Source organism: Hydrogenophilus islandicus, assembly GCF_054657095.1.
Genome location: NZ_BAAHXE010000001.1, coordinates 134845 through 152885 on the forward strand (window position 1 = coordinate 134845; position 18041 = coordinate 152885).

The 18041-nt window shown below is 60.9% G+C and carries 22 protein-coding genes; 7 read left to right on the plus strand and 15 right to left on the minus strand.

The window, feature by feature from the left end; all coding sequences use genetic code 11:
• Positions 1-39: 39 nt before the first annotated feature.
• From nrfD to ACYQ6T_RS00715, 12 genes are all read right to left on the minus strand, one after another.
• Complete coding sequence (nrfD, locus tag ACYQ6T_RS00660) at positions 40-1239, minus strand: NrfD/PsrC family molybdoenzyme membrane anchor subunit (protein ID WP_459826424.1); 1200 nt, start codon at positions 1237-1239, stop codon at positions 40-42.
• Between the two features lie 3 nt (positions 1240-1242).
• Positions 1243-1977 carry a sulfate reduction electron transfer complex DsrMKJOP subunit DsrO gene (gene dsrO, locus ACYQ6T_RS00665; RefSeq protein ID WP_459826426.1) on the minus strand — a complete coding sequence of 245 codons (735 nt, stop codon included), beginning with the start codon at positions 1975-1977 and terminating at the stop codon, positions 1243-1245.
• Positions 1974-2369 carry an Hdr-like menaquinol oxidoreductase cytochrome c subunit gene (locus ACYQ6T_RS00670; protein WP_459826428.1) on the minus strand — a complete coding sequence of 132 codons (396 nt, stop codon included), beginning with the start codon at positions 2367-2369 and terminating at the stop codon, positions 1974-1976. Before ACYQ6T_RS00670 ends, dsrO begins: the two co-directional genes overlap by 4 nt.
• 1 nt (position 2370) lies before the next feature.
• Positions 2371-4350: an NAD(P)-binding protein gene (locus ACYQ6T_RS00675; protein ID WP_459826429.1), complete on the minus strand. Its 1980-nt coding sequence runs from the start codon at positions 4348-4350 to the stop codon at positions 2371-2373.
• 38 nt (positions 4351-4388) lie between these two features.
• A complete protein-coding gene (dsrK, locus tag ACYQ6T_RS00680; RefSeq protein ID WP_459826431.1) occupies positions 4389-5903 on the minus strand; it encodes a sulfate reduction electron transfer complex DsrMKJOP subunit DsrK in 1515 nt (504 codons plus the stop codon).
• Positions 5904-5933: 30 nt separating this feature from the next.
• Positions 5934-6653, minus strand: coding sequence for a respiratory nitrate reductase subunit gamma (locus ACYQ6T_RS00685; protein WP_459826433.1), 720 nt, complete (start codon positions 6651-6653; stop codon positions 5934-5936).
• Positions 6654-6746: 93 nt separating this feature from the next.
• On the minus strand, positions 6747-7082 hold the full coding sequence (locus ACYQ6T_RS00690) for a TusE/DsrC/DsvC family sulfur relay protein (protein ID WP_459826435.1): 336 nt from the start codon (positions 7080-7082) through the stop codon (positions 6747-6749).
• A gap of 21 nt (positions 7083-7103) precedes the next feature.
• Positions 7104-7394 (minus strand): sulfurtransferase complex subunit TusB, encoded by a 291-nt coding sequence (tusB, locus tag ACYQ6T_RS00695; RefSeq protein ID WP_459826437.1) that lies wholly within the window; start codon positions 7392-7394, stop codon positions 7104-7106.
• Between the two features lie 12 nt (positions 7395-7406).
• The gene (tusC, locus tag ACYQ6T_RS00700) at positions 7407-7763 is read right to left on the minus strand and encodes a sulfurtransferase complex subunit TusC (protein WP_459826438.1); all 357 of its coding nucleotides are present in this window, start codon (positions 7761-7763) and stop codon (positions 7407-7409) included.
• Positions 7764-7776: 13 nt separating this feature from the next.
• On the minus strand, positions 7777-8136 hold the full coding sequence (gene tusD / locus ACYQ6T_RS00705; protein ID WP_459826440.1) for a sulfurtransferase complex subunit TusD: 360 nt from the start codon (positions 8134-8136) through the stop codon (positions 7777-7779).
• Positions 8137-8157: 21 nt separating this feature from the next.
• The gene (gene dsrB / locus ACYQ6T_RS00710) at positions 8158-9249 is read right to left on the minus strand and encodes a dissimilatory-type sulfite reductase subunit beta (protein ID WP_459826442.1); all 1092 of its coding nucleotides are present in this window, start codon (positions 9247-9249) and stop codon (positions 8158-8160) included.
• Between the two features lie 67 nt (positions 9250-9316).
• The gene (locus ACYQ6T_RS00715) at positions 9317-10630 is read right to left on the minus strand and encodes a dissimilatory-type sulfite reductase subunit alpha (protein WP_459826444.1); all 1314 of its coding nucleotides are present in this window, start codon (positions 10628-10630) and stop codon (positions 9317-9319) included.
• A 227-nt stretch (positions 10631-10857) separates the two neighbouring features.
• Here ACYQ6T_RS00715 and ACYQ6T_RS00720 point away from each other — a divergent pair, with 227 nt between their 5' ends.
• From ACYQ6T_RS00720 to rpmG, 6 genes are all read left to right on the plus strand, one after another.
• A complete protein-coding gene (locus tag ACYQ6T_RS00720) occupies positions 10858-11574 on the plus strand; it encodes an iron-containing redox enzyme family protein (protein ID WP_459826446.1) in 717 nt (238 codons plus the stop codon).
• A 15-nt stretch (positions 11575-11589) separates the two neighbouring features.
• Positions 11590-12720 (plus strand): anthranilate phosphoribosyltransferase, encoded by a 1131-nt coding sequence (locus ACYQ6T_RS00725; protein WP_459826447.1) that lies wholly within the window; start codon positions 11590-11592, stop codon positions 12718-12720.
• A 105-nt stretch (positions 12721-12825) separates the two neighbouring features.
• Positions 12826-13776: a sulfite exporter TauE/SafE family protein gene (locus ACYQ6T_RS00730; RefSeq protein WP_459826449.1), complete on the plus strand. Its 951-nt coding sequence runs from the start codon at positions 12826-12828 to the stop codon at positions 13774-13776.
• The gene (locus ACYQ6T_RS00735) at positions 13773-14231 is read left to right on the plus strand and encodes a hypothetical protein (protein WP_459826451.1); all 459 of its coding nucleotides are present in this window, start codon (positions 13773-13775) and stop codon (positions 14229-14231) included. Before ACYQ6T_RS00730 ends, ACYQ6T_RS00735 begins: the two co-directional genes overlap by 4 nt.
• Positions 14232-14290: 59 nt before the next feature.
• Complete coding sequence (gene rpmB, locus ACYQ6T_RS00740; protein ID WP_459826453.1) at positions 14291-14527, plus strand: 50S ribosomal protein L28; 237 nt, start codon at positions 14291-14293, stop codon at positions 14525-14527.
• Between the two features lie 12 nt (positions 14528-14539).
• The gene (gene rpmG / locus ACYQ6T_RS00745) at positions 14540-14707 is read left to right on the plus strand and encodes a 50S ribosomal protein L33 (RefSeq protein ID WP_459826455.1); all 168 of its coding nucleotides are present in this window, start codon (positions 14540-14542) and stop codon (positions 14705-14707) included.
• A 109-nt stretch (positions 14708-14816) separates the two neighbouring features.
• On the opposite strand, the gene ACYQ6T_RS00750 is transcribed toward rpmG, so the two are convergent.
• Positions 14817-15020 carry a cold-shock protein gene (locus ACYQ6T_RS00750; protein WP_459826457.1) on the minus strand — a complete coding sequence of 68 codons (204 nt, stop codon included), beginning with the start codon at positions 15018-15020 and terminating at the stop codon, positions 14817-14819.
• A gap of 160 nt (positions 15021-15180) precedes the next feature.
• Between ACYQ6T_RS00750 and ACYQ6T_RS00755 the strand changes: the two genes are divergently transcribed.
• Positions 15181-16491 (plus strand): M23 family metallopeptidase, encoded by a 1311-nt coding sequence (locus tag ACYQ6T_RS00755; RefSeq protein ID WP_459826459.1) that lies wholly within the window; start codon positions 15181-15183, stop codon positions 16489-16491.
• A 15-nt stretch (positions 16492-16506) separates the two neighbouring features.
• Here the strand turns inward: ACYQ6T_RS00755 and rfbC are convergent, their stop codons facing one another.
• Positions 16507-17058: a dTDP-4-dehydrorhamnose 3,5-epimerase gene (rfbC, locus tag ACYQ6T_RS00760; RefSeq protein WP_459826461.1), complete on the minus strand. Its 552-nt coding sequence runs from the start codon at positions 17056-17058 to the stop codon at positions 16507-16509.
• Between the two features lie 10 nt (positions 17059-17068).
• Positions 17069-18013 carry a glucose-1-phosphate thymidylyltransferase RfbA gene (gene rfbA, locus ACYQ6T_RS00765; RefSeq protein WP_459826463.1) on the minus strand — a complete coding sequence of 315 codons (945 nt, stop codon included), beginning with the start codon at positions 18011-18013 and terminating at the stop codon, positions 17069-17071.
• Positions 18014-18041 lie beyond the last annotated feature (28 nt).

An 18041-nucleotide genomic window follows, 5' to 3' on the forward strand; every position in this document is an offset into this window, starting at 1 on the left:
TCGAAAAGGGCCGGCTACCCGTGGGCTTACGTTGGCGGCTTATGGACGCGCACGAACCGGCGTGAACGGCCAGACCCGCACCCCAACGGTAAAGATCAGCAACGACAACCCGACCCCGCCACACGCCAAGAACCACTCCGGCCAGCGGGGAAGATAGGAGGCGACTCGCCCGTCGTCGAAGCCACTCGCGACCACGGTATAACCGACAAAAGGCTGTAAGGGGTAGGCCTGCCCCCCGATGATGAAGAGGTAGAGAAAGGCAAAGGCGCCGACGACGGTCGCGACCGCGGCCCAACGGATGCGCAAGCGGGGATTGCCGCCGGTCGTGAGGGTCAGGTAGAGGGGCAACACGGTGCCAACCGCGACAAACCCGAGCCAAAAGAGAACGGGATAGATCCCCCCTTCAAAGAGGATGAAACGGACAAAGGCGTCGTTACGGGAAAAGTAGGCGTAGGTGAGCTGCCAGAGGAGGACAAAGTAGAGTGCGGCAGCGAGGAACACGGCGAAGAGGCGCTGCGCCCGCGCAAAAAGCGCCTCGTCGAGAACCACCGCGTCAGGCTCGGCGAACCAACGACCCAAGAATTCCTGCGCCAACAGAAAGAGCGCCCACCCCCAAGCGAACGAGAGCGCGAGGAACATCGGCGCCATCAACGCCGTTCCGTACCCTTCCCGGCCGACGAGAAAACCGAAGATGAGGCCGGTACCGCTCGTGAGAATCAATCGCCAGAGAAAGACCACCATCCCTGCAGCCGAACCGTAGCGCTTACCCTGGCGATCGAACATCGACCAGAGGTAAAACAGGATCGCCACCATCAAGCCGGTATAGAGAAAGACGTTCCAGGCAAACATCGAGGTGAAATTGAAGTGGGTCATCGCCACCACGAGGCGGTCGGGTTTTCCCAAATCGAGGACGAGGACCGCAAGCCCGCCGACGAGCAGCGCAATCGAGAGCCAAGCGGCCATCGGCGCGTAGGGCTTGTAGTCGCTTTTGCCGAAAACCGAGGCGATCGACGCGACGTTGAGCACCCCCGACGCAGCGACAATCAGAAAGATCGCCGCGACATGGGGGAGCCCCCAGACGATATGCTGGCTCATTCCGGTGATCCCGTGCCCCGAATGTTCAAGGGCAAAAAAGGCGGTGGCGCCGAGCAACACCAAGAGGAGCGCGCCGCCCGCGACACGGTAAAAGATGGAATCGTGCCGCCGCCCATCCAATGACCACCATTGCACACTACTCATCGCTCACACTCCATGAACCCGGACAGAGGGGTCGAGACGAAGATCGGGCCGTAGCGCCCCCGCCGACAGCGCCTGCAGCCGTTTGACCAGTTCGCTGTTGGGGTCGTTGAGGTCGCCAAAAAGGAGCACGCCGTTGGGACACTTCTCGACGCACGCGGGAAGCTGACCGCGATCGACGCGATGGACACAGAGGGTGCACCCTTCAGCACACCCGACACCGCGCGGGACGTCGTTTTTCTGCGTCGTCACCGGCTCATAGACAAAATTGCGCGCTTTGTAGGGACACGCCATCACGCAGTAGCGACACCCGATGCAGAGGTGGCGATTGACGAGCACAATGCCGTCGGCCCGTTTGAAGGTCGCCCCCGTCGGACAGACGTCGCGGCACGGGGGATGGGCACAGTGGAGACACATCGCCGGCAGGGTCACCTCACGGCCGCTGCGCTCTTCGCGGAGATGGACCTTGCGGATCCACCGCACGTCACTGGGCTTTGCCGGCATGGGCAGGCCGTTCTCCTCGTGGCACGCTTCGACGCACCGGTTGCAGTTGGGGTCGCAGCGCGTCGCATCGATCAGCATCCCCCACCGCTTGCGCCCGTCGGCTGCTGCTTCTGCCGACGGGATCGCCACGAGGTGGACGCCAGGGGCAACCATCAGCGCACCGACTGCTGCGGCTGCGTGAGCGAGCCACCTGCGACGCGAACTGTTTTCGACCTGATCACGATCCTCAAGGCTCATCGCCCACTCCTCACACTCTGGATCGTCGATTGCGGTGCGTTGGGTTGATGACAGGTGAAACAGTCGATCTTGACCGCAGCGTATTGGTGGCACGCGACGCAAAAGTCGTTGGGTCCCGCGGCAACCGAACGGGTCTCAGCCGATGCATGACACGCAATACACTGTTGGAAATTCACCTTGGCATCGCGCTCGCCCAGCATCACCGTGCGATTCTTTTGCTGGTGAAGCATCGCATGGTGGTCGCGCCGCATCTTTTGCGGGTCGTCGATACACGAACCGCGCTCCGGATAGACCGTCACCTTCGGCGGTCCGGCCACCGCAGCGGCTGCTGCGATGACCCCGGCAATCAGCAGCGCGGCGCGCCACCCCCCTTGTGGGCCACGCCGCTTCATCTCACTCTCCCATCCCCATCTGGATATACCCCGTCGGGCAGACATCGTGGCAGATGTGGCAACCGACACAGCGATCGTAGTCGGTGTAGACGTACCGGCCAGTGGTCGCCTCACTCTTCGGAACCCGCTTCACCGCCTCTTGCGGGCAGTAGACGACACAGTTGTCGCACTCGAAGCAGAGGCCGCAGCTCATACACCGCTTCGCTTCGTTGATCGCCTCCTCTTGCGTGTAGGGGACGATCCGCTCCGCAAAGTTGCCAAGCGCCTTGTCGGCGTCGACGAAAATCTCTTTGCGCTTGATCCGTGGCGTGTAGGTGAAATGCCCCAAGAAGAGCTCTTCGTGGGGAATGACGTAACGGTCGTTGCGCACCTCGAGGTTGTGAATGATCTCGTTCTGCGGCCGCTGGTCGGAACCCCGAATCGGTTCATGGACCTCGCCCAGTTGCAGCCCCTTCTCGATGAGCTTGCGCTTGATGTCGAAGGAGTGGACCATCAGCTGCGGCCGGCGGCCCGGCTGCTCCCCTTTGAGGAAGACGTCGATCTGTTCGGCAGCGATCCACCCTTGACCGATCGCGGTGGTCAAGAGGTGGGGGCGAACCGCGTCCCCGCCGACAAAGACATTGGGAAAACCTTTGAGCCGGTAGTTGTTGTCAACCTCCAGGCGACCATTGGGAGCAAGCGCCTCAAAACCGGTGAGATCGAGCTCCTGCCCGATCGCTGAGACAAAGAGATCCCCCTCAAGCTCCATCTCGGTCCCTTCGATCGGGGTGATCTCCAGCCGGCCCTTCACGATATCGGCACGACATTGGGCCACCACCAGCGCCGTCGCCCGCCCTTTGACATCCTTCTTCAACGCCACCGGGACAACTCCGCCGATGATCTCGATCCCTTCGGCAAGGGCATGCTCCAGTTCATGTTTGCTCGCCTGCATCCGTTCGATCGGAAAGACCGAAGTCAGCTTGACATCGACCCCTTCGCGCGCACTTGCTTCGGCGACATCGGTTGCGATATACCCTGCCGAGGGCACTTCATGGTCGACCGCGTGATCCTGATCGAGGCGCAGATGGCCCAACCGCCGGGAGACGGTCGCGACGTCGATCGAGGTATCCCCACCACCGACGATCACCACCCGCTTCCCGACCCCTTTGAGCCTCCCTTGGTTGAAGAGCTCGAGAAACTCGACTGCAGTGATGACGTTGGGGGTATCCTCCGCCTCTTTGAGCATCAGCTTCCGCCCTTTTTGCGCCCCGATCCCGATGAAGACCGCGTCGTGGGTCTTCATCAGTTCGTCCCACGAGAGGTCGACCCCCACCTTGACCCCCGTTTTGAGCTCCACCCCGAGGTCGAGGATCCGCTGAATTTCGGCGGCAAGGACGTGGCGCGGGACGCGATACCCCGGAATGCCGTAACGCATCATCCCGCCCGGTTCCGCTTTCGCCTCGTAGATCACCACCGAGTGCCCCTTAAGGGCCAGTTGGTATGCGGCAGAGAGCCCGGCGGGACCAGCACCAATCACGGCGACCTTTTTCCCCGTCTTTTCAGCGGGCGCTTGAAACTTCCACCCCTGGTTGAGCGCCATCTCGCCGAGGTAGTGTTCAACCGCGTTGATCCCGACATGGTCCTCGACGGCGTTGCGGTTGCACCCGTGCTCACACGGCGCCGGACAGACCCGCCCCATCACCGCGGGGAAGGGGTTCGCTTCGGTCAGACGACGCCATGCGTACTCCTCACGGCTCATCACCGGTTTGCCGTCAGGACCGACGGGGGGTTTTTCCATCCCGCGCATGATGTTGAGGTACCCCCGGATATCTTCGCCGCTTGGGCAACTCGCCTGACAGGGGGGAGCGGAGAGCATGTAGGTCGGGCACTTGTACGACCAGTCCCCCTGGAAGATCTTCTCCCGCCACGACTTCCACTCGTGATCGCCATCCTTGAAGCGGCGGAAGGTCAATTTGGTCTCGGTCACAGCTGCGTCACTCATTTGTGCTCTCCTTCTTTCGATTCGACTGGTTGCATGACTCAGAGAATGATGGCGTTGCTGACGAGCTGATGCACACCGCCCACCATACTCATCTTGAACCCGTAAGCCGGCAGAACCTTGGTAAATTGCGCTTTGCAGATCGCGCAGATCGTCGCCATAAAATTGACCCCATGTTCGTCAGCGACCTGCTTGAGCGCCTCCATGCGCGGTTTCGCCCCTTTGATGCGAATATCCATCAACTCGTCGGTGAGCAAACCGCCGCCGCCGCCGCAGCAGAAGGTCTTTTCCCGGATCGTCTCGGGGTCCATTTCGACGAAGCGGTTGGCGACCCTTCGGATGATTGCGCGAGGAATGTCGAACTGCCCCTCGGGGTGATCCCCCATGCGCGAGGCGCGGGCAACGTTGCACGAGTCGTGGAAGGTCACCACATAGCGGTCGTTCGCGCTCGGGTCGACCTTGATCGCCCCTTTCTCGAGGAGATCGTAGGTCACTTCGCAGATATGGGAGGGCTGTTTGTAACGGTGGTCAAGCTGCTTTTGCAGCATCTGGGCGTAGGGGTCATCGCCGCCGCTCCCTACCCCAATCAAGGTGTTCCAGAAGCTGTAGGCGACGCGCCACGCGTGGCCACACTCGCCGACCACCACCCGTTTCACCCCCAACTCGAGCGCCGCTTCGCGGATACGCAGCGCGATCGCGCGCAGCTGCTCATAGTTGCCGATGAAGAGGCCGAAGTTCCCCCCCTCGGAGGCCTTGGTCGAGAGGGTCCAGGAGATACCGGCGGCGTGAAAGACTTTCGCGTAACCGATCAAACTATAGACGTGCGGTTCGGCGAAGAAGTCGGCCGACGGGGTGACGAGCATCACCTCCGCCCCTTTCTCGTCGAGCGGGATGCGGATATCCTGGCCGGTATCTTCTTTCAACTCCTCTTCGAGCTGCTGCAAGGTATCCCGCAGCGCTGCTGGGGGAAGCCCCAGGTTGTTGCCGATCCGATGGACCTTGCCGATGATCTCTGCAGAGTATTTCTGCCCGTAGCCGACCGAGTTCATGATCTCCCGCGCGGCCATCGTCACCTCGGCGGTGTCGATCCCGTAGGGGCAGAAGACGGAGCAACGGCGGCACTCTGAGCACTGGTAGTAGTAGGTGAACCACTCGTCGAGAACCTCTTTCGTGAGGTCACGAGCGCCGACGAGCTTCGGAAAGAGTTTGCCGGCCGGGGTGAAATAGCGGCGGTAGACGCTGCGCATCAGCTCTTGGCGCGCCACCGGCATGTTCTTGGGGTCGCGTGTTCCGAGGTAGTAGTGGCACTTATCGGTGCACGCCCCGCAGTGGACGCAGGCATCCATGAAGACGCGCAGCGAGCGGTATTTGGTGAGGAGCTCCCCCATCCGGGCGATCGCCCGATTCTCCCACCCTTCGCTCAACTCCGGAGCAAACCCGAGCGCTTTCTGGGTTTCGGGAGGGGCGACGAAACTCTTCACCTGGGCGGTCGCCCCCGGAACCAGTTCGGGTTCTTGCTCATCTGCGGGTCGATCGAGCACGACGGCGTTGGCCATGCCTTTACTCCTTTCTTACTGGGTTCATCGTTACGATTTCCCCTGCGACTCCAACGGCGCAGCCCAAGGGGCGAGATGGCGATGTTCGCGGGGATCGTCGACTTGGTTTCGGGTTGGCGAGAAGAAGACCCCGGGTGCATGAAGGAGCTTCGAGAAGGGGAAGAGGGCAATGAGGAGGAGAAAACCGAGAATATGGGCTGCAAGGAGCGCATCGGCGGGGAAAGGTTGCGGCGAGAAGGTGATCGCGCCGATGACGAACGCTTTGAGACTTACGATGTCGGTGTGCCAAAAGAGGGAGATCGCGAGCCCCGTGATGCCGATGAACACGAGCAGCGCAAGCCAGAGGTGGTCCGAAAGGGTGGAGATGTAGCGAACGCGTGCGATGAGAAAACGGCGTGCCCACAAACCAGCAAGGCCCACAACCATCGCCATTCCGCCATAGAAACCGAAGGGTTGCAGCCAGACGATCACCGCCGGGACGGGATCGAGGAAATAGCGCAGATGGCGGAGCGTCACGAGGAGCAGCCCGCCGTGGAAAAGGATGGCAAAGACCCAAAGGAGGAGGTTCGCCTTGAAGAGACTTTCGAAAACGGTAACCTCTTTGACCATCCGCCAAACGACACCTGAAGGGGTAGTCGGCGCCGGGGTGGTCGGTATTTTCAGCGGAGCGGGGGTACGCCAGAATTGCACGATCTTATAGAGAAGACCCGCAATGAAGAGGAGCGATGCACCGTAGAAGAGGTAAATCATAAAAACCCCCCGTTCGAAGGGCAGCGGGGCTGCCCCTCGCGTTGCATAACCGATGCTGGTGCGTAAAAAGGTGAGTCTTACCGCGCCAGGTCTTTAGACGCAGCCGGTTGGTTTGGGAAGCCCGGCGATCTTGCACGCCTGCTTCGCCGGCCCGTAGGGGAAGAGCTCATAGAGGTAGTCGCTGTTGCCCTTCTCTGGACCCAGTTTTTTCGCGATCGCTTTGGTCAGAACGCGAATCGGCGGGGCGACCTGGTACTCGTTGTAGTAGTCGCGCAGGAAATTGACCACCTCCCAGTGGTTTTCGGTCATATCGATCCCTTCCATCTTCGCGATCTCCGCGGCGATGTCGAGATCCCAGTCGCTGATGTTGGTGAGGTAGCCCTCTTCATCGACTTCAATGGTTTTGCCATTCACGACGATCGTACCCATAGCTTTCGCTCCTTTTGCTCATTACAACCAAGTTTGACAATTGCGGTGGTCAGCCACCAGTTGGACAAAACCGGCATAATCGACAACGGTGACGCCGTCGATCACCCGTTGGGCCAAACCGCGCGCCTCAAGGTCTGGGCCCAGAACATAGACCGGCATCTTCGCGGCGATCTCGGTGAGCGGCGACGCGACCCCTTTCGTCGCTGCGACCACCCCATCCTCGATCAAGAGGAGCGCCCCACCTCTGGCGCATCGCGCGACCGTCGCCAACGTCGGTCGGTCGAAGGGCGATTTATTGACGATATGCAGCATCCGACTCCCCTTTCAAAAGCTCAGGACGACGTCCTGCGCCTCCATCAGCTCCCCCATCTCCGCCGCAGAGAGGACGGTGACGTCGACGACGAAATCGTCGGGCGTCAAACCACGCGCCTCCATCGACTCCCGTTCGACGTAGAATTTGTCGATGTCGTAATCGGGTAGCACCCGATAGGCAGGGATGTGGTTCTTCATCTCGATCCCTTTGGGCTGCGTCCCTTTGACGATCTGGTAGACCCCATCGTCGAGAAACGCCACCCCCACCTCCTGCTCGAACGCCGCGGTGATCAACACCACCTCGAGGGACTCCAGGGCGTAGACGCTGCCAAACGGCGCTTTGCGGTTGACAAACAAAAATTTCTTCATCCGTCCCTCCCCGTCAGTCGCCAAAAGTCACCAGGCGATCCGCTTCGATCCCCGCTTCGATCAGTTGCCCCAACCCCGAGATGCGAAATCCAGGGGCGAGATGCTCATCTTTGATCCCGCGGCGCAACCCGGCGGCAACACAGACGACGAGATCGACGCCGTGGTCGGCTGCGAGCTGCGACCACCGTTTCACGATGTTGCGGTCGTCCTGCGGCGGTTCGGCGCTCTTCATCGCGTTGTAGACCCCATCGTGGTAGAAGAAGACGCGGCTCACCTCATGGCCGGCGGCGATCGCCGCACGGCAGAAGAGGTAAGCGGAGTCACTCGCCTGATGCTGATAGGGACCTTCGTTCACCAAGACCGCGAATTTCATCCGCTCCTCCTCCGCGTCCGGTCAGAACCGGATATGGGTCGACGCGTTCAAGCTCTGCCGTGCATGCTTGTAGTCGTCGATGAGATACTTGGTGAACACCAGCCCGGTCTTTTCAAAGAAGCGCGGCCAACCGATCCGGTCGATCCAGTCGGAGACCCGCTCCCACGGGCGACCGTCCTCTTTGTAGGCGCGGACGATCTTCAGCACCACTTCGGTCACCTCCGGCCAGCGCGGCGGATTGTTGGGAAGCCCCGCCGCGACCATCTTCATGAAGGTCGGACGACCGCGGGCGTTCGAGTTCTTCCCACCGACCCAAACGGCAAGTTTGGTGTGGACCGGGTCGTTGATCTGCATCGGCGGGCACGGCGGGAAGCAGGCGCCACAGCAGACGCACTTCTTCTCATCGACTTCGAGCGACGGTTTGCCGTTCACCAACGCGGGACGGATCGCGGCGACCGGGCAGCGGGCAACCACCGCCGGGCGCTCGCAGACGTTGGCGACGAGGTCGTGGTTGATCTTCGGCGGTTTGGTGTGCTGCACGATCACCGCGATGTCGGCCTGACCCCCGCAGTTGATCTCGCAGCAAGAGGTAGAGAGGTGGAGCCGGTTCGGAAGCTCTTCGTTTTTGAATTCATGGTAGAGCGCGTCCATCAGCGACTTCACCACCCCCGACGCGTCGGTACCGGGAATGTCGCAGTGGAGCCACCCTTGAGTGTGGGCGACCATCGAGCAGGAGTTCCCTGTCCCCCCGACCGGAAAACCGTTCTCCTCCAACGCCTTGATGAGCGGCTCGACCTTGTTGGGGTCAGCCACCGTCATTTCGACGTTGGAACGGATCGTAAAGCGCATATAGCTGTCGCCATACTGATCGGCGATGTCGCAGAGCTTGCGGATCGTCCACACGTCCATCTGCCGCTGGGTCCCGGCGCGAACCGTCCATACCTCGTCACCGCTGTGGGCGACATGGTGGAGTACGCCGGGACGCGGCCGGTCGTGGTACTTCCAGTTGCCGATGTTTTTCACCAGAACGGGGTGCATGTACTTTTTCGGATCGGGCACGCCATGCGGAACCGGTTTTTTCGGTTTGCGAACCTCTTGCTGCACTTCGCTCATTGTTTCCTCCAGATTGAGCCAACCGATGAGAGGAGAGAAACTCTCCCCTCTTTGACCTCTTCAATGCTCAGGCGGCGCTCTCGGCCGACTGCTTCGCCGCTTGCTTCGCCTTGATTCTTGCGACCTCTTCGTCCCAGCCGTCGGTCCGAACGAACGGGTTGGTCCGCGGATGGATCACCATGTTCGGGTCGGGCTCGATTCCGATCGCTTCGAGGAAAGTCGCCAAGCCGATCCGCTCGATCATCTCGCCCGTCCGTTCGTGCTCAAGGGCGTTCTCTTCGAAGAACTCGATCACCTTGTGGGCGAGCTCGACGAGCTTCTGCCGGTCTTCGTCGGTGTCGAGCTTCATGAAGGGGATGATGACCGTCCCCATCAGGTCGCCGATCTTGAGGGTCCGTTTGCCGCCGATGAGGATCGCCGCACCGCGATCTTTCCCCGGCGCAAGCGCCCCGGTCATCACGTTGATGCAGTGCATGCAACGGACGCAGTCGCGGTTTTCGATCTCGAGCGCGTGCTTGTCGTCGAGCGCCACTGAACTGATCGTCGGCCCCGTCTTGACTTTGTCTTTCTCCTTGAGCTGGATCGCGCGGGTCGGGCAGTGGGAGACGACGAAATCGACGACGTTCATCAGCCCGTTCTTCTCGACCCACTTGCGCGCCAGGGCTTCATCGGTCTGGATGTTGTCGCGCCAGATGCCGATCACGGCAAAGTCGGAGCGCTGCACCGAGTTCATGCAGTCGTTGGGACAGCCCGAGAACTTGAATTTGAATTTGTACGGGAGTCCCGGACGGTGGATGAGGTTGAGGACGCTGTTGATCACCGCGCGATGGGCTTCCGCCTCGTTGTAACACGACTGCTCGCAGCGGGCCGCGCCGACACACGACATCGCGGTGCGCACCGCAGCCCCCGCGCCACCGAGGTCGAAGCCGAGATCGTTGATCTCTTCCCACGCCCACTGGACATTTTCGGTGGAGATCCCCTGGAACATGATGTCGCCCGACTGGCCATGGAGTGCAATCAGCCCGGACCCCCACTTCTCCCAGATGTCGCACATCTTGCGCAACACCTCGGTGTTGTAGTGCATCCCTGCCGGCGGCATCACGCGCAGGGTATGGAACTCCGCAGCAGCGGGAAACTTCGGTTTGCCGTTCTCATCCTTGAGCTCGGTAAAACGGGGAATCACCCCACCCCCGTAGCCGAAAACCGAAACAGTCCCCCCTTTCCAATACCCCATGCGGGTCTCGTAAGAGGTCTCGAGCTGACCCAGGAGGTCGACGACCAGCTCCTTGTCTTTGGCGAGCCGCTTGAGACCGGTGACGAAGCTGGGCCACGGCCCTTTTTCGAGTTCGTCGAGTAGCGGCGTTGGATGCATCGGTTTCATGTTGCCTCTCCTTTCACACGGTGGTTGCTCACGGTTGAGCTCTTCGTCTCAGCATTTTACGAATCCCTGATAGACGAATCTATCCACATGATGGCGTGATCACTTTTCCTTAGAGGGATGTCCTGAGCTACCCTATTGGGGTTAGTGCACCGCAACATTCTTTCTTGCGGTTCTCTTTGCGGTAAGCTAATTGCCGTCGTTCCCACACTCCCGGAGCTCTTCATACGATGACCACCCGAGCTGAGCGTTTTTTGGCGGAACTGGAAGCGGAGATCCTCGCCCATCCGGTCTTTCACGAGGGATTTACCCAACGCATCGCCACTGTGGGCCAACTCTCGCGGGAGGCGGCACGCCGTTTTGCCCTTGCCTATTACCCGCACATTCTTCACACTCGACGCTACCAAGCCAATGCCCTGGGCCTTGCCGAAGATGAGCGGGTGCAGTTTGCCCTTGCCCGAATCCTCGGCGACGAGTACGGCAACGGCGCGCTGGAACGGACCCACATGGAGATGTACCGGACCTTCATGCGGGGCGTCGGGGTGAGCGAAGAGGAGATCGCTGCCGGCGGGACGATCTTTCCCGAGTTACGCCTCTACATCGACGCGATGATGCATCTTACCCGCAGCAGCCACTGGCTCGCTGCCGCTGCTGCGGTCGGCATCGCGATGGAAGCGCCGATTCCCCACCTCTATCGTGCATTTCTCCAGGGTTTGCGCACCATCCCGGGGATCACGGAAGAGGCGCTCGTCCTTTTTACCGAACACATCGTCGTCGACGTCGATCACACCCAGGCGATGCGCGAAGCGCTCCTCCCTTACGCCGACAAACCCGAAATGCAACGGTTGCTGCGTGAAGGGGCGCTCTACAATGTCGAAGCGCGCTGGGTGATGATGCAAGGGTTGGAGCGGGTCGTTTTCGGATCGAGTCAGTCAGAAGCTGTTTGAGATGAGGAGCGTGCGATGTTCTTCCCTTTGACCGACGGTCAACAAGCGATGAAGCGGGCGATCGGTAAGATCGCCACTGGCCCCCACCTCTCCAAGGACCTCACCCGCGACGAGGCGCGCGACGCGATGGCGGCGATCCTGCGCGGCGAGATCGATCCGATCCAGACCGCCGTCTTTCTCATCGCGCTCAGGATGAAACGTGAGACCGACGAGGAGTTTCTCGGCTTACTCGACGCGATCGCGGCGGCAACCCACACCGTCGAAGCGAATGTCCCAGAGTTGGCGATCCTCGCCGATCCCTTCGACGGCTTCAACCGGTCGCTCCCCGCCTCCCCGTTTCTCCCCGCGGTGCTCGCGGCGTGCGGTCTGCCGACCCTTTCGATGGGCGTCGCGCTCATGGGACCCAAGTTCGGCGTCACGCCGCACGCGGTCCTGGCGGCGGCGGGCGTAGCGACCGACCTCACTCCTGAAGCGTGCCGCGACCAGATCGACCGCTGCGGTTGGGCCTACTGCGACCAGAGCCGCTACGCGCCACAACTCTACGCGCTTCTTACGCTGCGCATCACGATGATCAAACGGACGCCCATTACGACGCTGGAGACCGTGGTGAAACCGCTCGTCGGCCAGCAGGCGACGCATCAACTTGCGGGCTACGTCCACCCCCCCTACGCGCGGCTCTATGCACTTTTGGCGCGCGGAGCCGGGTTTTCCTCAGCGGTGATCACCAAGGGGGTCGAGGGGGGCTTCATTCCGTCACTCCGTCAGGAGAGCAAGCTGATCCGCTTCTTCGGCGCAGGTGACTTCGAGGAGATGACGATCGATCCGAAAACGATCGGCATCGCGCAAAACGTCCGGGCGCCGCTCCTTCCCGGAAGTAGTGGCGACGTCGCCGAGACCGAAGTGGAGAAAGAGGCGTTCGACGCCCGGGCGATGGCGCGCGCTGCGGTGGAAGCGGGGCAAGCGGCGTTGGCCGGCGAGGCTGGCCCGACGCACGACGCACTGATTCTGGGCGCTGCGTTGGCGCTCTGGCACACGGGTAAAGTCGCGTCGCTCGCTGAGGGGGCTGCACGGGCCCGGGAGGCGATCGCCAGCGGAGAGGCAGCCCGGCGTTTTGCTGCAGGGGCGCGTACTTCAAAAGCTGATTGAAAACTTACCCTGAGGGTGATCCCCCTCCTCCCCCTCCGGGGGATAGTCTCTGTCGTGCTAGTATATAATAATAATGAAGAAGCAAATTCTCTTAAGAGAATAAAGATGGGCACTACCCTACGACTTCAACGCCTCATACCAGCGCTTTTGCTGCTGGTCTTGCTCACGCCGCTCTTTGTTTCGGCAGCGGTCGAACCTCAGCCGCCCGAGAACACCACGCAGTGGCTCTTTTGGGTCGCGGGTCTCTTCTTCTTCTGCTTGGCGCTGGGGGTCGTCGCGGTACTGGGCGGTGTGGGGGGCGGTGTCCTCTTCGTCCCGATCGTGGGCAGTCTCTTCCCTTTTCACATCGACTTCGTTCGGGGCGCAGGGCTCCTGGTCGCACTCTCCGCTGCCTCAACATCGAGCAGCAAGTTGCTCCGCACTGGACACGCGAGTTTGCGACTCGGGCTCCCGTTTGCGGTCGTTGCCTCGATCACCGCAATCCTCGGCGCAAAGGTTGGACTCCTCTTGCCCAGCCAGTACGTCCAAATCGCCCTGGGCGTAACGATCCTGGCGGTTACCGGGTTGATGTATTTCAGCAAAAAGAGCGATTACCCCGAGGTGACGCAGAGCGACCCGCTCGCCGAACGGCTCCAGATGAAAGGGTGTTACTTTGAACCGTCGCTGGAGAAGGAGATCTGCTGGAAAATCCACCGCTCGCCGATCGGTTTCCTCCTTTTCGCCCTCATCGGTTTCCTCGCGGGGATGTTCGGTCTGGGTGCCGGGTGGGCTAACGTCCCGACGCTGAACCTGCTGCTTGGCGCTCCGTTGAAGCTTTCGGTGGGCACAAGCCAATTTATTCTCACCGTTGCCGATTCGGCTGCGGCGTGGGTCTACCTCCATCAGGGGGCGATTCTGGCGATCATCGCGATCCCCTCGATCATTGGCATCATGCTCGGCTCGATGGTGGGGACCAAACTTTTGAGCCACGCGAAACCTGCGGCGATCCGGCAAGTGATCATCGTTTTGCTCCTCGTCGCGGGCGTCCGATCGATTCTCAAAGGAGTGGGGTTGTGACTGAGCATAGCCAAGGGTTGAACTCCGAGACTTCTGCGGGTTCGGCGTCGAAGTGCTGCGACAAAGATCCGCAACTCCTCTATGCCCAGCTCCTCGGCTGGGGGGTGCGGCTGGGGCTGACGGTGATGGTGGTCTCCGGCGTGCTCTACTTTCTTGAGCTTATCCCCGCACTCATACCCTTGGCTCGGGTGACCGAACTCTGGGGACTTTCCGCCGGTGCGCTCATCGAGCAGACGCACGGTCCGCAGGGGTGGCGTTGGGTCTCCTTCCTCCCTGCACCCGATATTTTGCCCTTTCTCGGCATTGCGATTCTCGCCGGCGGCCCCATCTGGAGTTCGCTGCTGACAGCCTTGATCGCCTGGCGGCGCAACGATCGCCTCTTTGCCCTTTTCGCCCTCGTGGCTGCTGCCGTGGTTCTGTTGGCCGCAACTGGTGCCGTTTCACCCCACCACTAGCGGGCAAGCGAAATTGCTGTGTTATAATTTTTGTTTTATCGGATTCAAGGAGCAAAGCGATGGCTCGCGTCTGTCAAGTGACGGGTAAACGCCCGATGGTGGGGCACAACGTCTCCCACTCGAACATCAAGACCAAGCGGCGGTTCCTTCCCAATCTCCACTACCGCCGCTTCTGGAGTGAAGCAGAGAACCGCTGGGTGCGTTTGCGCATCTCCAATGCGGCGCTGCGTACCATCGATAAGCTCGGGGTCGATGCCGTTCTGGCTGAACTGCGCGCCCGTGGCGAAAAGATCTAATCAGGAGCGATCATGGCCAAAGCCGCCCGTGAAAAAATCAAGCTCGAATCGACTGCCGGTACCGGGCACTTCTACACGACGACCAAGAACAAAAAGAACACCCCGGGCAAGATGGAGCTGATGAAGTACGACCCGAAAGCACGCAAACACGTGCTCTACAAAGAGACCAAGCTCAAGTAACCCTTTTTCCTCAGGCGCGCGTCTGCGCCTTTTTGTTTTGAGTCCACAAAAAAACCACCCTTCCGGGTGGTTTTTATTTGCCGCTTAGGCTTGAGTCGTCGTCAGAAAATTAGATTTTCTGAATGTTCGACGCCTGCTTGCCTTTCGGGCCTTGCGTCACCTCGAAGCTCACCCGGTCACCCTCTTTCAGGGTTTTGAAACCGGGCATGTTGATCGAGGAGAAGTGCGCAAAGAGGTCATCTCCGCCCTCGTCCGGGGTAATGAACCCAAAGCCTTTAGAATCGTTGAACCACTTCACAGTACCTGTTGCCATTGCTTTACTTCCTTACGAACATCAATTAAATCAGGGCAGAGCCCTCTTCGCTTGTGCCGCACAAATGCAGCACAGGATCTACAATACGCCCTTTCTCGATCGGTGTCAACAAAATTGCGCTACAATTTTTTATCTTGTGTGCGCAATGATGGAGGAGGCGATGACCCCACCCTTTTTGCTCCGCCCCCCCTTCTGGTTCACCCTAGCGGGGGTGTCGGCCACCTTGGGGCTTGCGGTCGCTGCGATCGACCCTGCACAAACGGCCCCTACCCCGCAAGAGGTGATCGCCTCACTTCCCCCGATCTCGCTCCAAGTTGAGCCAGCGGAGGAGTTTTCGATTGTTGTCCGTGACCGCCTCAAGCACGGGGAGTCACTGGAAGAGCTGTTGACCCGCATTGGGGCAAACGACAGCGAGCTCCTCAACTACACGCTGGTCGCCCCTGAAGCGCGGACGCTGCACCGGCGGCTCCTCGGTAACGGAACCGTCACGGTCAAACGCAGCAGCGAAGGAAAGGTCGACCTCCTGCTCCTCCCGCTCACCCGCGGGGAACGGGTGGTGATCGAGCGTGAAGGTGACCGCTTTACCCTCAAAAAGGCGACCGAGGGTAACGATCACCTCCCCTTTCTGGAGGTCAAAGAGGGGGTGATCACCTCATCCCTTTTTGCCACCGCCGACGAGATCGGCCTGCCGTACGAGATTGCCAGCCGCCTTGCCGAAGTCTTCGGCACCGAGATCGACTTCTCTCGCGATCTCCGCGTCGGCGATTCGTTCGTCGTCCTCTATGAGACCCGCCTCGACGCGACGGGTGAGCCGATCGTCGGTGACATCGTCGCCGCTGAGTTTACCAATCAAGGGAAGAGCTACCAGGTTCTGCGCTACACCAACCGGGAGGGCGAAACCGGTTTCTACACCCCCGACGGCAAGATGCTCGGGAGCGGTTTTTTGCGCTACCCCCTCAAATTTACCCGCGTGAGCTCCACTTTTGGGGTGCGCACCCACCCCGTGACCGGCGAGCTCAAACACCACGTCGGGCTCGATCTTGCCGCTGCGACCGGAACACCGGTGCTCGCCGCTTCTGACGGTCGAGTCCTCTTCAAAGGGTGGAAAGGGGGTTACGGGAACCTCGTGGTCCTCCAGCACCGCAGTGGCTACGAGACCCGGTACGGCCACCTCTCCGGTTTCGCCCCTGGGCTCACCCCGGGGAAAAAGATCCAGCAAGGGCAGGTGATCGGCTTTGTTGGCGCAACGGGGATGGCCACAGGGCCACACCTTCACTACGAAGTCCGCATTCAAGAGAAACCCTATAACCCGCAAACGGTGCGCCTCCCCGGGCCAGAGCCGCTGCCGAAAGCGGAGCTTGCGCGCTTTTTGGCTGAAACCCGAGGAACGCTCGCACAGCTCGCCGCTGCGACACGCCGCCCGGAGTGGATCGCAACGGATTCGACCTCCGCTCCTCAGCGCGGGGGTTAGCAGCCTGCTGCCTGCTCAATCAAAAAGCTGAGCGCTGTGGAGCATGGGTGCCACCTGGTCTTTCGCCGAGATCGTGAGCGGCACGTCGAGCTCGGGCCACGCGATCGCGAGCGTTGGATCGTTCCACGCGATCGCGCGGTCGCATTCAGGGGCGTAGTAATCAGTAGTCTTGTAGAGGAGCCGCGCGGCGTCAGTGAGGGCAAGAAAACCGTGGGCAAACCCCGCGGGAATCCACAGCTGCCGTTTGTTGGCATCAGAAAGCTCCACCCCTACCCAACGACCAAAGGTGGGGGAACGCCGGCGAATGTCGACGGCGACGTCAAAGATCGCCCCTTCGACGCAGCGTACGAGTTTGCCCTGGGCGCGCGGTGGGAGTTGGTAATGGAGCCCACGCAACACCCCCCGTTTCGAGCGCGATTCGTTGTCTTGGACAAAACGAACCTCCTGACCCACCGCTCGGCAGAAGCGCTCGTGGTGAAACGCTTCAAAGAAATAGCCCCGCTCATCGCCAAAAACGACCGGCTCGAGGATCAAGAGGTCGGGAATGTCAGTAGTGATTACGCGCATCATTCGCACCCTATTTCGTTTGCAGCAGTCGGCGGAGATACGCCCCGTAGCCGCTCTTTCCGAGCCGCTCGGCCTCAGAGAGGAGCGTCGCGTCGTCGATCCACCCTTGGCGCCAGGCGATCTCTTCCGGACAAGCGATTTTGAGCCCCTGCCGCCGCTCGATCGTCGCGATAAATTGCCCCGCATCCAAGAGCGAATCGTGGGTGCCAGTATCCAGCCAAGCATACCCCCGCCCCATCACCTCGACGTGCAGTTGCCCCCCTTGGAGATAGCTGCGGTTGAGATCAGTAATCTCGAGTTCCCCGCGCGCCGACGGTCGCAAGTTCTTCGCGCGGTCAGAGGCGGTCGCGTCGTAAAAGTAGAGCCCGGTCACCGCGTAAGCAGATTTGGGCTTCGCCGGCTTCTCTTCGATGTCGACCGCCCGCCCCGCGGAGTCAAAGGCGACCACGCCGTAACGCTCGGGGTCGGTCACGTGGTAGGCAAAGACGGTCGCGCCAGTCGTGCGCAGGTCGGCGGAGACCAAGAGCGTCTGCAGGTCGTGGCCATAGAAGACGTTGTCGCCCAGCACCAACGCGCACGGCGCCCCCGCGAGGAACGGTTCGGCGATCACGAGCGCCTGGGCAATTCCTTCGGGTTTGGGCTGAACCGCGTAGGAGAGGTGGATCCCCCAGCGGCTGCCGTCGCCCAGCAGTTGCGTAAAGCGCGGCGTATCCTGCGGCGTCGAAATGAGGAGGATGTCGCGAATCCCCGCCAGCATCAGCGTCGAGAGGGGATAATAGACCATCGGTTTGTCATAGAGCGGCAGGAGCTGCTTCGAAACCGCCAGCGTACTCGGATAGAGCCGCGTTCCCGAGCCGCCGGCAAGGACGATCCCTTTGCGCGTACTCGTGCGTTGCGTAAAGGCGTAGGGTAAGCCGACAAGAGGGGTCGGCGCTGCAGGGGAAGAGGGTGTCATTTTCGCTCCCTGGTCGTTTCTTCTGCCA

What these genes read in the sequence shown, in the direction of transcription:
- ACYQ6T_RS00715 (WP_459826444.1), bottom strand. Translation starts at nt 10,630, where the DNA reads ATGAAACCGATGCATCCAACGCCGCTACTCGACGAACTCGAAAAAGGG.
- tusC (WP_459826438.1), bottom strand. Translation starts at nt 7,763, where the DNA reads ATGAAGAAATTTTTGTTTGTCAACCGCAAAGCGCCGTTTGGCAGCGTC.
- ACYQ6T_RS00730 (WP_459826449.1), top strand. Translation starts at nt 12,826, where the DNA reads ATGGGCACTACCCTACGACTTCAACGCCTCATACCAGCGCTTTTGCTG.
- dsrK (WP_459826431.1), bottom strand. Translation starts at nt 5,903, where the DNA reads ATGGCCAACGCCGTCGTGCTCGATCGACCCGCAGATGAGCAAGAACCC.
- ACYQ6T_RS00670 (WP_459826428.1), bottom strand. Translation starts at nt 2,369, where the DNA reads ATGAAGCGGCGTGGCCCACAAGGGGGGTGGCGCGCCGCGCTGCTGATT.
- ACYQ6T_RS00725 (WP_459826447.1), top strand. Translation starts at nt 11,590, where the DNA reads ATGTTCTTCCCTTTGACCGACGGTCAACAAGCGATGAAGCGGGCGATC.
- ACYQ6T_RS00685 (WP_459826433.1), bottom strand. Translation starts at nt 6,653, where the DNA reads ATGATTTACCTCTTCTACGGTGCATCGCTCCTCTTCATTGCGGGTCTT.
- rpmB (WP_459826453.1), top strand. Translation starts at nt 14,291, where the DNA reads ATGGCTCGCGTCTGTCAAGTGACGGGTAAACGCCCGATGGTGGGGCAC.
- rfbA (WP_459826463.1), bottom strand. Translation starts at nt 18,013, where the DNA reads ATGACACCCTCTTCCCCTGCAGCGCCGACCCCTCTTGTCGGCTTACCC.
- rfbC (WP_459826461.1), bottom strand. Translation starts at nt 17,058, where the DNA reads ATGCGCGTAATCACTACTGACATTCCCGACCTCTTGATCCTCGAGCCG.
- tusD (WP_459826440.1), bottom strand. Translation starts at nt 8,136, where the DNA reads ATGAAATTCGCGGTCTTGGTGAACGAAGGTCCCTATCAGCATCAGGCG.
- ACYQ6T_RS00755 (WP_459826459.1), top strand. Translation starts at nt 15,181, where the DNA reads ATGACCCCACCCTTTTTGCTCCGCCCCCCCTTCTGGTTCACCCTAGCG.
- ACYQ6T_RS00720 (WP_459826446.1), top strand. Translation starts at nt 10,858, where the DNA reads ATGACCACCCGAGCTGAGCGTTTTTTGGCGGAACTGGAAGCGGAGATC.
- tusB (WP_459826437.1), bottom strand. Translation starts at nt 7,394, where the DNA reads ATGCTGCATATCGTCAATAAATCGCCCTTCGACCGACCGACGTTGGCG.
- ACYQ6T_RS00750 (WP_459826457.1), bottom strand. Translation starts at nt 15,020, where the DNA reads ATGGCAACAGGTACTGTGAAGTGGTTCAACGATTCTAAAGGCTTTGGG.
- ACYQ6T_RS00675 (WP_459826429.1), bottom strand. Translation starts at nt 4,350, where the DNA reads ATGAGTGACGCAGCTGTGACCGAGACCAAATTGACCTTCCGCCGCTTC.
- dsrO (WP_459826426.1), bottom strand. Translation starts at nt 1,977, where the DNA reads ATGAGCCTTGAGGATCGTGATCAGGTCGAAAACAGTTCGCGTCGCAGG.
- ACYQ6T_RS00690 (WP_459826435.1), bottom strand. Translation starts at nt 7,082, where the DNA reads ATGGGTACGATCGTCGTGAATGGCAAAACCATTGAAGTCGATGAAGAG.
- dsrB (WP_459826442.1), bottom strand. Translation starts at nt 9,249, where the DNA reads ATGAGCGAAGTGCAGCAAGAGGTTCGCAAACCGAAAAAACCGGTTCCG.
- rpmG (WP_459826455.1), top strand. Translation starts at nt 14,540, where the DNA reads ATGGCCAAAGCCGCCCGTGAAAAAATCAAGCTCGAATCGACTGCCGGT.
- nrfD (WP_459826424.1), bottom strand. Translation starts at nt 1,239, where the DNA reads ATGAGTAGTGTGCAATGGTGGTCATTGGATGGGCGGCGGCACGATTCC.